The sequence below is a fragment of the Leifsonia sp. 466MF genome, from assembly GCF_900100265.1.
In the GTDB taxonomy this organism is placed as follows: domain Bacteria; phylum Actinomycetota; class Actinomycetes; order Actinomycetales; family Microbacteriaceae; genus Leifsonia.
Map to the genome: position 1 here is coordinate 2,732,357 of NZ_LT629696.1, position 13,428 is coordinate 2,745,784.

A 13,428-nucleotide genomic window follows, 5' to 3' on the forward strand; every position below is an offset into this window, starting at 1 on the left:
ACCCTCGGTCGGCACCTTGGCCAGGTAGTCGACGTAGACGTACTCGTCGTAGGGCGACAGGGCCCGCGCGTGAGAGTTCTGCCAGGCGACGAAGCCCGCGCTCGCCACGATCAGGATCAGGATCGGAGCGATCACTCCCCTGAGCACACTCAACGCTCGCGACACGACACTCCGTGAGCCAGGCACAGGCTCCGCCCTTCCCCTCCAGCTGGGCGCGGTGCGTTTCGACCTCCCGCGCCGGCGGCGATCGACCGCCCGGACATCGTATCAGCGCAGATCTCGCCGACTCCGCGCGACGGGCTCAGGCGGGCTGCAGCAGGTCGCGGACGATGTCCGCGTTGCCACGGCTCGCGAACCGCGCGTAGCCGCCGCGTGCGGCCAGTCGCAGCACGGTCGGAGCACGCAGGACGCGCGCAGCGGGCATGGCCGCACGTGCGGTCTCGAACTCCCGCTTCCGTCTGGCGAGCTCCAACGCATCCTGCGGGATGCGCTCCCCCAGCGCTTCGAGCCGGGTCACGAGGACCTGGGCGCGCCGCGCGAGGCCGCGGTTGCGGTCGCCGCGAGCCTGCAGGACGCGCGCCGCCTTGCCGCGCAGTGTCGGGTCGGCGACACCGATCTGGTTCGAACCGTGGCGCCGGTAGTCGGTCAGCGGCTCCTCGATCAGGTCGGCGCCCGAGAGTGCCGCCGCGATGATCGCCAGCCACTCGTCGTGCACCCACTCCTCGGGGAACGGGAGCGCCGCCTCCAGCAGCTCCCTCCGGAAGACCACCGTCGCGCCCGTGGCCAGGTTGCGGCGCAGGTAGATCCGGAACGCATCCCCGGCATGGATGCCGTCGCGGTCGGCCCGCGACACCTCGAGCGACTCGAAGAGCGTCGTCCCCGCCGGCCGGCCCACGCCGTCGATCAGCCGCGCGTCGGTGTGGAGGAACAGGAGCGACGGGTCGTCGGCGAAGCGCGCGGCCATCCGCTCGAGCTTGTCGGGCATCCACACGTCGTCCTGGTCGCTCAGCGCGATCAGGTCTCCGTGCGTGGCCGTGACCGCCTGCTCGAAGTTGCGGACCACGCCCAGGGCGACCTCATTGCGCAGGATTCGGGCGTCCGGGAAGCCGGCGAGCGCCGTCTCCGCGACGGCGATCGTCGTGTCGGCCGAACCGTCGTCCGAGACGACGATCTCGGCCGCGGGTCGCGTCTGCGCCCGGATCGACCGAAGCTGGGTGTCGAGGAAGGCCGCGCCGTTGTACGTGCACAGCGCGACCGAGACCGACGGCCCGGTCACAGCGACCGCTTGACCCGGCTGGTGATCTTCTTCGCGACGACCTTCGGACCGCCGTTGCTCAGGTAGTGGAAGAAGAGCCCGACGTCGTGGCGGATGCCGTGCTTCTTGCGGCGCGCAGGGCGCCCGGCGACCGGACGCGCCGACCGCACTGCACCGCTCTCGACGAGGTCCGGCGCGTGCCGGGCGTCGGAGACGAACGCGGTGAGCGGACGCAGCACGTTCTCCCAGAAGTACCGCTCGCGCACGCGACGGATGTTGCGCTTCGCGGCCTTCACGAACGCCTCGTCGTAGAGGATCTTCTCCAGCGCATCGCGCAGGGCGGCGACATCACCGGACGGGACGACGATGCCGAGCTTCTCCTCGCGTACGAGGTCGGCGAAGTGGTCGCCCTCGGTGACCACCATGGGCAGCTCGGCCCAGAGATAGTCGAGGATGCGCGTCCGGAACGAGAAGGTCGTCTCGATGTGGGCGAAGTGCGTGCTGACGCCCGCATCCGCCTCCGTGAGGTAGTTCTGCCGGTCGGCGTAGTCGACCCACGAGTCGTTGAAGAACACCGCGCTGTCGAGCACGCCGAGCTCGCGGGCGAGCGCCCGCGACTCCGCGACGATGCCCATCTCGGGGACACCGGGATGCGGGTGCTTGGTGCCCTGGAAGAACAGCCGGACGTCGGGGTGCGTCTCGTTCAGTGCGGCGACAGCCCGGATCAGGGACGTCGGATCGAACCAGTTGTAGAGCCCGCCGCTCCAGAGCAGCACCTTGTCGTCGACGCCGATGCCCGGGCGGACGCCCTTGAGCACTTCGCGCTCGTGCCGCGGCGGCGTGCTGGAGAGTCCGAACGGGACGACGTCGATGAGCCGCTCGAGGTCGGGGTCGGTCTCGTAGACGGACGGGTTGATGCGGCCGAGGGCCGCCAGCTGGCCGAGGTAGAAGTGGCGCTGGCGCTCCGACGCGCACAGGAAGAAGTCGCCGCGCTCGAGCTGCTCGTTGAGGACGTCCGTCGCGTCGCCGACCTGCTTCTTCCACTGCGCCGCGCCGAGCTCGCGGCCCTGCTCCAGCTGCTCCAGGTGCATGGGGTCGTAGATGTCGGCGACGATGATCTTGTCGGTGGTGCGGATGCTGTCGAACAGCGCCATCGCCAGGCCCTGGAAGACGATGACGTCGGCCTCGCGCTCGAACGGCTTCATCGCGCGGTCGTCTCCGGGGCGGACATGCGCGACGCGGAACGGCGCGGAGACCGGCTCGACGCCGGCGAGCGAGACCAGGGTGACCTCGTTGTCGGCGGAGAGCGCCTCGGCCATGTGCCAGGCCCGGATGGCGGGACCGGCCATCTTCTCCCCGATGGGGTCGCCCGTGATGATCAGCACGCGGGTCACCTGCGGCGGCTCGGTGACGGCGAACGCGGTCGCGAGCTTGTCGTAGCCCTCGAGGTAATGGTCGTTCTGGAACGACGGTGCGTCCGTCTCGCCGAACAGCGACCACAGTCGCGCGTCCGAGACGACCCGCGACGCCTGGATCTCGCGCCGCGACTCGGCCAGCGACGGAAGGGTCTCGACGAACTGGTCGATCGCGAAGACGCCGGCCAGGGTCTCGCGCGACACCTCCTGCGTCGGCGCGTCGTCGATCCCCCGACGGAGGTCGAAGGAGGCGGAGTCGAGGTCGCCCTTGGCGACCGCGCGTCGGACCGCCAGCGCGAGCGTTGCGGGGAGCGCGTCGGCGAGCGCCTCATCCCCGAGGTTCTTGTACTGCGTGTACAGCGCGTTGCGCTCCAGCAGGTAGGTCTCTTTGAACGCCCCGAACTTGCTCATCGAGGCGTGGTGCTTGTGGTACGCGAGCGAACCCGGCTCGTAGACGTAGCGCCAGCCGCGCAGGTTGAGCCGCCAGCCCAGGTCGACGTCCTCGAAGAACATGAAGTAGCGCTCGTCGAATCCGCCCAGCGCGTCGTAGACGTCGCGGCGGACGAACATCGCCGACCCGGTACCGAACAGCACGTCGGCGGGCTCGTCCGCGCTGGAGGGCACCGGTTGGGCGGTGAGCGGCTTGTAGCCCTGACCGAACCAGGTCAGCGCCGAGCCGATGTAGTCCACCAGCTCGCCGTCCCAGTCGAGCACCTTGCTCGCGACGGCGCCGATCGCGCTGCTCTCGCCGAAGCGCTCGACGGCGGCCGCGATCCATCGCGCATCCGGGCGGGCGTCGTTGTTGAGGAACGCGACGATGTCGCCGGAGGACGACCGCACGCCGAGGTTGCACCCACCGGCGAAGCCGAGGTTCTTCTTCGAGACGACCAGCGTGATCCCCTCGATCGCGCGCAGCCGCTCGGCGCTGTCGTCCCCCGAACCGTTCTCGACGACGACGATCTCGAGGCGCTCGGCGGGCCAGTCCTGCTCACGCAGATGACGGATCGCCTGGAGGGTGTCGTCGGTCCCGCGGAAGTTCACGAGAACGACGGAGACGACGCCGGGACGGAGGTTCGGCATAGAGGCCTTCCTGTTCGCTTGCGGAAACCGATCTTAGCAATCGGCCCCTCGGCGACGGCTGCGCCGCGACTGTCAGCGGACGGTCACGGAGCGACAGCCCATCTGAGTGAACCCGGTGCTCGTCTGCACACAGACCGAGTACGTGCCCGGAGGCCGCGGGATCGTCACGTCGAACCCGTGGTAGGGCCCGGCGCCCGGATACAGGTTGTTGAACCAGCTCAGCGGCAGGTTCGCCTTCGCGGCCGCCCCGGCGCCGCTCACATCGATCCAGACGTAGGACGGAACGCTGCGCTGCGTGAGGTCGACGGCCCAGCCGTGCACCCGGAGACCGCCCGGCACCGCTTCGACGCCGTCGAGCGAACCGGAGTCGGACTGCGTCACCGTGACCGTCTTGCAGCCGAGGAGCTGTGTGCCGCCGACCCCGTAGACGCAGACCTGGTGCGTGCCCTTGGTCGCGGGCAGGAAGAGATCGAATCCGTTGCCTGTACCGATTCCGGGGAGGAGGTTGGGCAGCCAGCTCAGGCTCTTGTTCGTCTTGTACGGACCGCCGGCGCCGTCGACGTTGACCCACAGGTACGACTGGCTTGGCGACGTGTAGTCCGCGGACCACCCACTGATCTGCACCCCTCCGGGCACCGCTGCTGCCGAGTCGAACGACCCGGTGCCGCGAGGCACCGTGAGGGTGACACTGCGGATGAGCACGTTCTGCGTCCCGTAGACGCCGTAGACGTCGAACTTGTGGGCGCCCGGCGACGCGGGCACTGTCACGTCGAAGCCGTGCGCGGTGCCAGAGCCCGGGTAGTAGGTGTTCAGCCAGTTGGTCGGGTTGCCCGCCTTGTACGGACCGCCCTGCCCGTCGACGTTCACCCAGATGTAGGCCGGCGCCGTGGTGGCGAAGTCGACGGCCCAACCGGTCAGGCGCGCTCCGCCCCAGGTCGCCGTCGCCGTGTCCAGGCTGCCCGAGCCGTACGGCACGGTGACGTACTTGCAGCCGAGGAGCGAGTTCGCGGACCCGCGGACGTTGTAGACGCAGATCTGGTGATCGCCCGGTGCCGCCTGGATCAGCTCCGAGAAGCCGTGGTTCGGGCCGTAGCCGGGGAACATGGCGTTGAACCAGCTCAGCGGCTTGTCGGCCTTCGACGGGCCGCCCTGCCCGTCGACGTTCACCCAGATGTACGAGGATGCCGTGGTCGACGGGTCGTAGGACCAACCGCTGATCTGGATGCCCTTGTAGGTGCCGACCGCGCTGTCGAACGAGCCGTAGTGCGGCGCGGTGGTCGAGCCGAACCAGTCGGTGTACATGCGGAAGAAGTTGCGGTTTCCGTAGGCCGAGCATCCATCGCCTGTGCCGTAGAGGTTCGCGAGAGCTGCCGCATTGGGCGTGTACGGCGTGTAGTAGTAGAGCGCCGCGGTCGCGGCGTTCTGGATCTGGACCGCCTTGGTGCCGCAGGCCGCGTTCGGGCTGTACTGGATGTTCGCGACGCCTCCGACCGGGATCCAGGTGAAGAAGTTGCTGGTGCCCGCCGGGTTTCCGTAGCGCTTGAACTGCCACGCGGCCTTGTAGACCTGGTTGTAGAAGCCGAAGTACTCCGAGTCGCACGGCGCGGTGTCAGGGCAGGCGTACCCCATTGCGATCTGGTAACGGGAGGCGGTCGGCGCGGTCGAGGAGACGAGCCCCTGCTCCTTCTCGAGGGTGACCAGGATCGCCTTGGCGCTGATGCTGCACGCCTGCTGGACCTTGAAGATGATCTGGGCGGCCGACTCGTTCGATGCGCCGCTGTACGCCCGGCACATCGGGTCAGCGCCACGGCTGTACGTGCTCTGCGTGTAGCTCTTCAGACAGGTGTACCCCGACTGGCAGCTCGGCACGCGGGAGTTGAGGAACGACTGGATCTCGGCGGTCGTCATCGCGGCCGGATCGTAGAAGTTCTCATCGCTGATGATGTAGCCCGGCTGGAAGTCGCTTCCGCTCGCAGCCTCGGCCGACGGAGCCGGCAGCAGCTGGGTCACCGGAACGAGCACGGCGACGGCGAGCAGCAGCGTCCCGAGGATGGAGAGGACTCGCTTCATGGTTGGGGGTTCCCTGGTCGGCGGGAGCGCTCCCCAGCGCACTATCGCGGCGCCGGGCGGCCCGGATGCACCGGGTCGGCGGGCGCATCCGCCCCCAGAGTACGTCAGCTCTCGGCGCTTTCCCAGCATTTGAGCGGGTTGTCGCGCTCCGTTGACTGCCCCTCTTTGAGGGTCACGGAGGCTGCCCTCGTAAGATGGCAGCGGCATACGCACGGCAGAGAGAACGGTTCCGATGGCTTCCACCACTTCCCGTCCATCCACGGAGGACGAGCTGGCCGCCGCCCGGCGGGAGATCCGCGCGCTGCGCGCCGAGCTCGCGTCCAACGCGCCAACGATCGACGACCTCCGGCGTCAGGTGACGGCGGCCGAGGAGCAGGCGGAGCGCTATAGGAAGCAGGTCACCGCGATGCGCTCGTCGATGTCGTGGCGCATCACCAAGCCGCTCCGCATGCTCGCGCGCCGAGGCTGACGGGTGGCCGGAAACCGCGCCTCCGAGCGCGTCCTCGATCTCGTCCGCCGCGATGTCACCGTCGAGCGCGGACCCGCCCGGCCGCCCGCCGGCGACCGCATCGCGATCGTCGCCAGCTGGGGCACCGACGCCCGGGTGAGCCGTTCGCTCAGCGAACTCGTCCGCGCGCTCGACCAGGCCGGGTACCCGTCCATCGTGGTGCGCGCCTCCGACGACCACGCCCCCCTGCGCTGGCCGACCGCCCTGCCCGAGTCGACGATCGTGGTGCGGAAGCCGAACATCGGCTACGACTTCGGTTCCTGGGCCGTCGGCCTCGACCGGTTCCGCTCCGTCGCGAAGCGCCGCAATGTGATCCTCGTGAACGATTCCATGCTCGGCCCGTTCGCACCGCTGGACGGCATGATCGACTCCTTCGAGGGCACCGGCGCCGACGTCTGGGGCGCCACGAACACGCGGCAGATCGTGCCGCACCTGCAGAGCTACCTGCTCGGCTTCCACGGGGGCGTGCTCGCCGACCCGGCGATCCGGCAGTTCTGGCGCAACATCAAGCACCTCGACGACAAGACCAGCATCATCGGCGACTACGAGCTGGGCTTCAGCCGCCTCCTGCGAGCGGAAGGTCTGACCTCCCGTGCGTGGTTCGACTCGGAGCGCGTCGTCTCCCCCACCGACAACCCGGTCATCACCGGGTGGCGGCGACTGGTCGAGCTCGGATTCCCGTTCGTCAAGCGGGAACTGGTGCGCGACCCCTCCGTCACGCCGGACGCCCGTCTGGCCCCCGATATCATCCGCGAACGGTTCGGCGCCGACGTCGGCGAGTGGCTGTGAGCGGCCAGGAAGGAACGCCCGTGGCATCCAGAGGACGGCAGATCCGCCGCAACATCAGCGCAGCGTTCCAGATCGCCGCGAGCGGCATCGCGCCGCGCGAGACGGTCATCCCGCCGCAGCCGCACCCGGCGGACCACGCGGCCTGGGTGGACCGCCGCACCGGGAAGCTGCGGCCGACGCTGCCCGACGCCTGGGCCTCGCGGTACGAGTACCCGGCGGCACCCGCCCGCATCGGCGTGCTGATGCACGTCTTCTACACGGATCTGGTTCCCGAGCTGTGCGAACAGCTGCGGAACATCCCCGTGCCGTTCGACCTCATCGTCACCAACGCGAGCGGCGAGGAGCTGGACCTCCCCCTGGAGGACGTTCCGCTGGCCGGCCACGTCGCCGTGCTGCCCGTCGCGAATCACGGCCGCGACATCCTGCCGATGATCGAGGTCGTCAACGCCGGACTCCTCGACCCGTACGAGCTGGTCCTCAAGGTGCATACGAAGAAGAGCACCTGGCGGGAGGAGCACGCCGAGTTGTCCGGCACGGGCGACGACTGGCGTTCCTCTCTCTACGGCACCGTGCTCGGCTCGGCCGACAACGTGCAGACCGTGCTCGGCGCTTTCGCGGAGGACCCGAGCATCGGGATCGTCACCGCGGACGAGGACATCGTCGGCACGGAGTTCTGGGGCGGCGACCTGGAGCGGACGCGGGCACTCATGCGCCGCCTCCAGCTCTCGGTCAGCGAGCACGACCTCCGCTTCGCCTCCGGCTCGGTGTACTGGATCCGCGGCTTCCTGCTCCAGGGGCTGCGCGCGTTCGCCATGGATGCGGAGGACTTCGAGCCCGAGGCCGGTCAGGTCGACGGGACGACCGCACACGCGGTCGAGCGAGCGCTCGGGCTGGTGACGCTCGAGGCGGGCTACCGGATCACCGGCCGCGGAACCGTCGATGCCCCCGCCGACGACAGCTGGCGGCACTTCGAGCTGGACGCCGACCGCACTCCGCGCGCCCGCGTCATCCCCTTCTACCTGCCGCAGTTCCACACGTTCCCCGAGAACGACCAGTGGTGGGGACCGGGCTTCACCGAGTGGTCGAACGTCACGGCGGCTCGGCCCGTCTTCGAAGGGCACAACCAGCCGCTGCTCCCGTCGGAGCTGGGCTTCTACGACCTCTCGGTGGAGGGTGTGCGAGACCGGCAGTACGACCTCGCCCGGTCCGCCGGCATCGAGGGTTTCATGTACTACTACTACTGGTTCTCCGGGAAGAAGCTCATGGACCTCCCGGTGGAGCGGCTGCACGCGGCAGACAGGGACCAGCCGTTCTGCCTGATGTGGGCCAACGAGAACTGGTCGCGCCGGTGGGACGGCAGCGAGTCCAGCATCCTCATCGCCCAGGACTACGACCAGGTGCCGGCGGAGCAGTTCATCGAGGACGTCATGCATCTGCTCCTCGATCCGCGGTACATCCGCGTCGACGGCAAGCCGCTGGTGGCCGTGTACAAGATCGCCCAGCTGCCCGACTTCCCGAAGACGCTGCAGCGCTGGCGGGAGCGCGCCGTCGAGGAGGGCCTGCCCGGCCTCCACATCGCGACCGTCGACGTCGGGCGCGAGATGGACGGCATCGACGGAGCCCTCTCGGACTACGGGATCGACGCCTTCCTGGAGTTCGCTCCGCACAACCGCCGCTGGACCACCGTCGACCTGGAGAAGCTCGACCGTTTCGACCCGCGCTTCGAGGGTCACGTGCTCAGCTATCCCGAGATGGCGGTCACCTCGGAGCTCGTCCTCCGCGAGCCCGTCGAGGAGGAGCGGTACCCGGGCGTGATGGTCAATTTCGACAACACGGCGCGCCGCCAGTGGCGTCCCGACCTCTGGTATGGTTCCAATCCGTACACGTTCCGGCGCTGGTTGAACTCGGCCATCTCCGCCGTCGCCGACCGTGAACCCGAACATCGCATCGTCTTCGTGAACGCATGGAACGAGTGGGCGGAGTCTGCTGTGCTCGAACCGTCGCAGCGCTTCGGCCGGACGTTCCTGCTCGCCGTGAAGGATGCGCTCCTCAGGTAAGGAAACCCGTGAAACTCGCTATGACGGTGATGGTCCGCGATGAGGCGGACATCATCCGGCCGATGATCGAGCACCATCTCGATCAAGGGGTCGACGTCCTGATCGTGACGGACAACGGCTCCGTCGACGGCACCGCGGAGATCCTCGGCGAGTTCGCCGAGCGCGGCCTGATCGACCTGCGCCACGATCCCGTGCAGCGCAAGCAGCAGAGCTCCGTCGTGACGGGCATGGCGCGCGACGCCGCCACCCGGTACGGCGCGGACTGGGTCGTCAATGCCGACGCCGACGAGTTCTGGGTCACCCGCGACCCGGCGCTCACGCTCAAGCAGGCGTTCGAGCACATCGATCCGGCGCTCCGCGCATTCACCGTCCCGGTCGTGGACATGACCGGACCGGCCGCACTGGCCGGCACCGGCCTCCAGCGGCTGATCTACCGCGACGAGCGGACGGTCGAGCAGCTGAACGCCGTCGGCCTCCACGCCCACTCCACGCCGGACGCCGTGCACGTCGGCGACCCCGACATCGAGGTCGCGCAGGGCAACCACTTCGTCAACCTCGAGAGCGCGGGCGAGCCCGACCCCGCCTACGCGGTGGAGGTGCTCCACTTCCCGTGGCGGTCGTGGCGGCAGTTCGCGCACAAGGTCGAGAACGCCGGGCGCGCGTACGAGAGCAACCCGGAGCTCACGCCGAGTCCGAACCATCACGGGATGCGCGACTACCGCCGTCTTCGCGCCGGTACTCTGCTGGCGTCCTACCTGGTGCGCAATCCGACCGCCGAGGAGATCGAGCGCGGGCTCGCCGACGGCTCCTTCCGTCTCGAGCGGCGCATCGCGGACCGCTGGCCATCGCCCGTCGCCGACGAGCTCGTGGACGAGCAGGCGTACGCGCAGGAGTACGCCTACGGCCGGGAGCTCGGTGCGATGGAGCTGCGCATCCGCGAGCTGGAGCGCCAGGGCGTGCGCGAGCGCGACATGATCTTCGACCTGAGCGATCAGGTCGGCGCCCTCAACGCGCATATCGCCGAGCTCTCCACGGCGGTGACGGAGGCCCGGCAGCGGGCCGACGAACGGCTCTCGGCCAAGGTCGCACGGGTCGTCCGGCAGCGCTCCAGCCGCCGCGACCACGCCTGATTCCACCGTCCCGGGCACTCAGGCGGCGCACGGCCGGGTCCGGGAGCGGCCGACTATACTTGCGAGGTCCCCCGCCCCCGACGAAAAGAAGTGCATGTCAGCCCAGGCGCGATTCGAGGCTCTCTCCCGCCAGAAACTGGCGCCGGTCGGAGCCGCCTCGCCCACCGGCCGACGGTCGATCGCCGCGTTGAAGGAGATTTTCTCGCACCGCGAGATGCTCTCGCTGCTCGTCCGCCGCGACCTGAAGTCCCGCTACAAGGACAGCGCCCTCGGGTTCGTCTGGACCCTGATCCGTCCGCTGACGCAGCTGTTCATCTACTACATCGTCATCGGCAAGTTCCTGTCGGCCGAGCGCGGCATCCCCGAGTTCGCGGTCTACGTCTTCACCGGCCTGACGGCCTACGGCCTCCTCAGCGAGATCATCGGAGGCGGCACCGCGTCGATCGTGGGCAACGCCGGACTGATCAAGAAGGTGTACCTCCCCCGCGAGGTGTTCCCGCTGGCGAGCGTCGGATCCGCGCTGTTCAACTTCGCCATCCAGCTCGGGATCCTGCTGATCTTCACAGCGATCCTCGGCTCCTTCCCGTGGTCGCCCGACTTCTTCTACTTCTTCCCGGCGCTGCTGGTGCTGCTGGTCTACGGCACGGCCTTCGCCCTGCTGCTCTCCGCCCTCAACGTCTACCTGCGCGACATCCAGTACCTCGTCGAGGTGCTGCTGCTCCTCCTGCTGTGGGCCTCCCCGATCGTCTACTCGTGGAGCATGGTGAAGGGCATCCTCGGCCCGGGTCTCGCGCTCGAGATCTACACCGACAACCCGATCACGCTGGCGGTCCTCGGCTTCCAGAAGGCGTTCTGGATGGGCGGCCAGGCGACCGCGGAGTACCCCGCCGGCCTCGCTCTGCGCCTCGGCATCGCCTTCGTCATCGGTCTGGTGCTGCTGGTGTCCTTCCAGCGGGTCTTCCAGCGCCTTCAGGGCAACTTCGCGCAGGCTCTCTAGGAAGCACGGTATGACGGACAAACTCACCACCCGCCCGGAGCCCCGCACCGCGGAGAGCTCGCCGGAGATCGTCGTCATCGACGACGTCTCCAAGCGCTTCGTGCTGCGCAAGGACAACTCGCTCAAGGAGCGCCTCGTCGCCTTCGGCCGCGGCCGGAAGCACCGCGAGGAGTTCTGGGCGCTCCGCAACGTCTCGGCGACCATCACCGCCGGTCACACCGTCGCCCTGATCGGTCACAACGGCTCCGGCAAGTCGACGCTGCTCAAGGTCATCGGCGGCATCGTCGACCCGACGAGCGGCACCGTCAGCCGGCGCGGCCGCATCGCGGCGCTGCTGGAGCTGGGGGCCGGGTTCCACCCCGACCTGACCGGCCGCGAGAACGTCTACCTCAACGCCTCGATCATGGGGCTGAGCCGCGCCGAGACCGAGGCCCGGTTCGACGACATAGTGGCGTTCTCAGGCATCGGCGACTTCATCGACACGCAGGTGAAGTTCTACTCTTCCGGCATGTACGTCCGTCTGGCCTTCGCCGTCGCCGTGCACACCGACCCCGACCTGCTGCTCGTCGACGAGGTCCTCGCTGTCGGCGACGAGGCGTTCCAGCGCAAGTGCCTCGACAAGATCCGCTCGTTCCAGGAGGAGGGGCGCACCATCATCCTGGTGACGCACACCCTCAGCCAGGTGATCGAGCTGGCCGACCGCGCCATCCTCCTCAACCAGGGCGAGATCGTGTTCGACGGGGAGCCGCGTGACGCGGTGTCCCAGTTCCGCGACATCCTCGAGGAGCGCCGCGTGACGGAGGTCGACGCCAACGGCCGTCTGACGGCCCCGGAGCGCGAGGCCCGCATCAACGTCGTCTCCGCGAAGCCGGACGGCAAGACCGTGGGCTCCCCGCTGGAGCGCGACGACGACCTCCTCATCACGATGCAGATCGACCACTACCAGCCCGTCGAGGGCTGGACCTGCGGCGTCCAGATCGACAACGCCATGGGCCAGGTCGTTCTGGGCACCTCGACGCCGCGCGCCGGGACGGAGCTGCCCGCGTCGAGTGGTCCGCAGACCCTGCAGCTGCGGTTGCAGCGGCCGCAGTTCGGCCCGGGCAAGTACTTCGTCAACGTGTCCCTGATGGACCCGACGGGCCGCCACTTCGCCGACCTCCCCCAGGCGACGAGCTTCGATGTCGCTCAGGACCCGTCGACAGTGGGGATGCTGTACGCCAAGCCGACCTTCTCGATCGTCGACGACTGAGGCCCTGCGCTGAGATGCCCGGAGCCGACTCCCCCTCCGTCCTGATCGTCACCGTCACCCACAACACCGGCGAGGTGCTGCGCGCATTCCTGCGCTCGGCACGGACGGCGACCGCCGAGCCCGCCGAGATCGTCGTCGTCGACAACGCCTCGGCCGACGCGACCGTCGAGCGGGAGGCGTGCGCCGAGTTCGGCGCGGAGTTCCTGGCCCTCGACGAGAACCTGGGCTACGGCGGCGGGATCGAGGAGGGCGTCCGGCACGGATCGCCCGACGCGGAGTTCCTGGTCATCGCCAATCCGGACGTCGAGTTCTCCCCCGGATCGGTGGACGAGCTGGTGCGTGTGCTGCGCGAACGGCCGGCCGCGGGCTCCGCCGGGCCGCGCATCCTCAACGTCGACGGCACCGTGTACCCGTCCGCCCGGAGCCTCCCCTCGCTCCGCACGGGGGTCGGTCACGCGATCTTCGGCCGCATCTGGCCCGGCAACCCGTGGACGAGACGCTACCGCGGGGTCGACTACGAGAGCGACGCGGTTCGCCCGGTCGGCTGGCTCTCCGGCGCCTGCTTGGTCGTGCGCCGCGACGCCTACGAGCAGATCGGCGGTTTCGACACCTCGTACTTCATGTACTTCGAGGACGTCGACCTGGGCGCCCGCCTCAGCAAGGCCGCCTGGGCCAACCTCTACGCGCCGACCGCGAGCGTCGTGCACACCGGGGCCCACTCGACGAGCACCGCCTCCCGACGTATGGAGGCCGTCCACCACGAGAGCGCGTACCGCTACCTGTCGCGAAAATACACCGGCTGGTACCTGCTGCCCGTTCGCGTGGTCCTGTGGGTCGGCCTGCGCGTCCGGCAGTGGTGGGTCACCCGATGAGAGGAA

Annotated in this window: 10 protein-coding genes; 7 read left to right on the forward strand and 3 right to left on the reverse strand. The window is 69.0% G+C overall.

Going from position 1 to position 13,428, the window contains the following annotated elements:
• Positions 1 to 301 precede the first annotated feature (301 nt).
• The 3 genes from BLR91_RS13070 to BLR91_RS13080 all read right to left on the reverse strand — a co-directional run bounded on the left by BLR91_RS13070 (position 302) and on the right by BLR91_RS13080 (position 5,820).
• Positions 302 to 1,276 carry a glycosyltransferase family 2 protein gene (locus tag BLR91_RS13070; RefSeq protein WP_089874815.1) on the reverse strand — a complete coding sequence of 325 codons (975 nt, stop codon included), beginning with the start codon at positions 1,274 to 1,276 and terminating at the stop codon, positions 302 to 304.
• Positions 1,273 to 3,750, reverse strand: a complete 2,478-nt coding sequence (locus BLR91_RS13075; protein WP_089874813.1) for a glycosyltransferase — start codon at positions 3,748 to 3,750, stop codon at positions 1,273 to 1,275. The genes BLR91_RS13070 and BLR91_RS13075 overlap by 4 nt, the downstream gene beginning before the upstream one ends.
• A 72-nt stretch (positions 3,751 to 3,822) precedes the next feature.
• Entirely contained in the window at positions 3,823 to 5,820 is a 1,998-nt protein-coding gene (locus BLR91_RS13080) for a hypothetical protein (protein WP_089874811.1), read from the reverse strand.
• Between the two features lie 232 nt (positions 5,821 to 6,052).
• Between BLR91_RS13080 and BLR91_RS13085 the strand changes: the two genes are divergently transcribed.
• From BLR91_RS13085 to BLR91_RS13115, 7 genes are all read left to right on the forward strand, one after another.
• Complete coding sequence (locus tag BLR91_RS13085; RefSeq protein ID WP_020075424.1) at positions 6,053 to 6,289, forward strand: hypothetical protein; 237 nt, start codon at positions 6,053 to 6,055, stop codon at positions 6,287 to 6,289.
• A gap of 3 nt (positions 6,290 to 6,292) precedes the next feature.
• On the forward strand, positions 6,293 to 7,117 hold the full coding sequence (locus tag BLR91_RS13090) for a rhamnan synthesis F family protein (protein ID WP_089874810.1): 825 nt from the start codon (positions 6,293 to 6,295) through the stop codon (positions 7,115 to 7,117).
• Between the two features lie 20 nt (positions 7,118 to 7,137).
• Positions 7,138 to 9,174 (forward strand): glycoside hydrolase family 99-like domain-containing protein, encoded by a 2,037-nt coding sequence (locus BLR91_RS13095; RefSeq protein ID WP_172823218.1) that lies wholly within the window; start codon positions 7,138 to 7,140, stop codon positions 9,172 to 9,174.
• 8 nt (positions 9,175 to 9,182) lie between these two features.
• Positions 9,183 to 10,304 (forward strand): glycosyltransferase family 2 protein, encoded by a 1,122-nt coding sequence (locus tag BLR91_RS13100; protein ID WP_231918912.1) that lies wholly within the window; start codon positions 9,183 to 9,185, stop codon positions 10,302 to 10,304.
• Positions 10,305 to 10,398: 94 nt separating this feature from the next.
• On the forward strand, positions 10,399 to 11,301 hold the full coding sequence (locus BLR91_RS13105; RefSeq protein WP_020075428.1) for an ABC transporter permease: 903 nt from the start codon (positions 10,399 to 10,401) through the stop codon (positions 11,299 to 11,301).
• Between the two features lie 10 nt (positions 11,302 to 11,311).
• Complete coding sequence (locus tag BLR91_RS13110; protein WP_020075429.1) at positions 11,312 to 12,550, forward strand: ABC transporter ATP-binding protein; 1,239 nt, start codon at positions 11,312 to 11,314, stop codon at positions 12,548 to 12,550.
• 14 nt (positions 12,551 to 12,564) lie between these two features.
• Positions 12,565 to 13,422, forward strand: a complete 858-nt coding sequence (locus BLR91_RS13115) for a glycosyltransferase family 2 protein (RefSeq protein ID WP_089874806.1) — start codon at positions 12,565 to 12,567, stop codon at positions 13,420 to 13,422.
• The last annotated feature ends 6 nt before the right edge of the window (positions 13,423 to 13,428 follow it).

Bases quoted from the DNA above. Each gene is read 5' to 3' on its own strand.
- BLR91_RS13075 (WP_089874813.1), bottom strand. From the start codon at position 3,750: ATGCCGAACCTCCGTCCCGGCGTCGTCTCCGTCGTTCTCGTGAACTTC.
- BLR91_RS13080 (WP_089874811.1), bottom strand. From the start codon at position 5,820: ATGAAGCGAGTCCTCTCCATCCTCGGGACGCTGCTGCTCGCCGTCGCC.
- BLR91_RS13085 (WP_020075424.1), top strand. From the start codon at position 6,053: ATGGCTTCCACCACTTCCCGTCCATCCACGGAGGACGAGCTGGCCGCC.
- BLR91_RS13105 (WP_020075428.1), top strand. From the start codon at position 10,399: ATGTCAGCCCAGGCGCGATTCGAGGCTCTCTCCCGCCAGAAACTGGCG.
- BLR91_RS13110 (WP_020075429.1), top strand. From the start codon at position 11,312: ATGACGGACAAACTCACCACCCGCCCGGAGCCCCGCACCGCGGAGAGC.
- BLR91_RS13115 (WP_089874806.1), top strand. From the start codon at position 12,565: ATGCCCGGAGCCGACTCCCCCTCCGTCCTGATCGTCACCGTCACCCAC.